Annotated in this window: 2 protein-coding genes; both read left to right on the top strand. The window is 62.4% G+C overall.

Annotated elements, in window-relative coordinates:
• Positions 1–69 precede the first annotated feature (69 nt).
• Complete coding sequence (locus ABZ806_RS45095; protein ID WP_500226149.1) at positions 70–357, top strand: transposase; 288 nt, start codon at positions 70–72, stop codon at positions 355–357.
• Positions 324–1229, top strand: a complete 906-nt coding sequence (locus ABZ806_RS45090) for an IS3 family transposase (RefSeq protein WP_500226150.1) — start codon at positions 324–326, stop codon at positions 1227–1229. Before ABZ806_RS45095 ends, ABZ806_RS45090 begins: the two co-directional genes overlap by 34 nt.
• The last annotated feature ends 41 nt before the right edge of the window (positions 1230–1270 follow it).

Here is a 1270-nt window from a genome sequence, read left to right as displayed (position 1 = left end):
TGAGCTTCCCCCCGTTCCACGGACACCCGATCTGAGTTGACCTTGATCAACTTGGGAAGGAAGTGTCTCGTGCCACCACCTCACCCGCCCGAGTTCCGGCGCCGCGCAGTCGAGTTGGCCCGGACCGGCGACAAGTCGGTCTCCGCGTTGGCCAAGAGCCTGGGCATCAGTCAGTCGTGCCTGAGCAACTGGATCCGTCAGGCAGCCAACGAAGATGGTGATCTCGACGGCCTGAGCGCCGGCGAGAAGAAGGAACTGGCCGAACTGCGCCGGAAGGCCCGGCAACTGGAACTGGAGAACGAGATCCTCAAGCGAGCAGCAGCATACTTCGCCCGCGAGAACGTGCTCCCAAAATAAGGTACTCGCTGGTCCGTGAGCTTGCCGAAAATGACATCCCCGTCGCGGTGGCCTGCCGAGTGCTGAACGTTTCCCGATCCGGTTATACCGACTGGCTCGGCAGGCCCGCCTCGATCCGGGAGCAACGCAATACCGAGCTGGTGAAAATCATCAAAGAGATCCATGAAGAGTCACGCCGAAGCTACGGATCGCCGCGAGTGCACGCCGAGTTGACGCTCGGACGGGGCGAGCAGGTGAACCGCAAACGAGTGGAGCGACTCATGCGGGAGGCCGGGATCCAGGGGATCTACCGGCGCAAGGGACGCCGGAACCTGGTCAACGAGGCGACCGAGGAAGACCTGGTCAAGCGAGCCTTCGACGTCCAGGCACCTGACGCGCTGTGGGTCACCGACATCACCGAGCATCCGACCCGCGAGGGGAAGTTGTACTGCGCGGCCGTCCTGGACTGCTTCTCCCGCCGCATCATCGGCCATTCCATCGACATCCGCCAGACCACAAAACTCGTGGTCGATGCGATGGCCGCCGCAGTAGCCCGTCGCAAACCCGCAAAGGACGCCACGATCCTGCACTCCGACCACGGAACGCAGTTCACTTCCTGGACGTTCGGAAAGCGACTGCGAGACGCAGGGCTCCTCGGCTCGATGGGCACCGTCGGCGACTGTTACGACAACGCCATGATGGAGTCGTTCTGGGGCTCGATGCAACTCGAACTCCTCGACGCCAGGAAATGGCAAACAAGAGCCGAACTCGCAGCCGCGGTGTTTGAATGGATCGAGTGCTGGTACAACCCATTCAGAAGGCATTCCAGCCTCGGAATGCTGAGCCCGGTGGACTACGAGGAACGGCACCGAGCCTCGATCACGACCACCTGACCCATCTCACCCCAGCTGTCCGTGCTACGGGGGGAACCTCA

The organism is Spirillospora sp. NPDC047418 (assembly GCF_040643275.1).
Lineage (GTDB): Bacteria > Actinomycetota > Actinomycetes > Streptosporangiales > Streptosporangiaceae > Spirillospora.
This window is presented reverse-complemented; position numbering and strand designations above follow the sequence as displayed.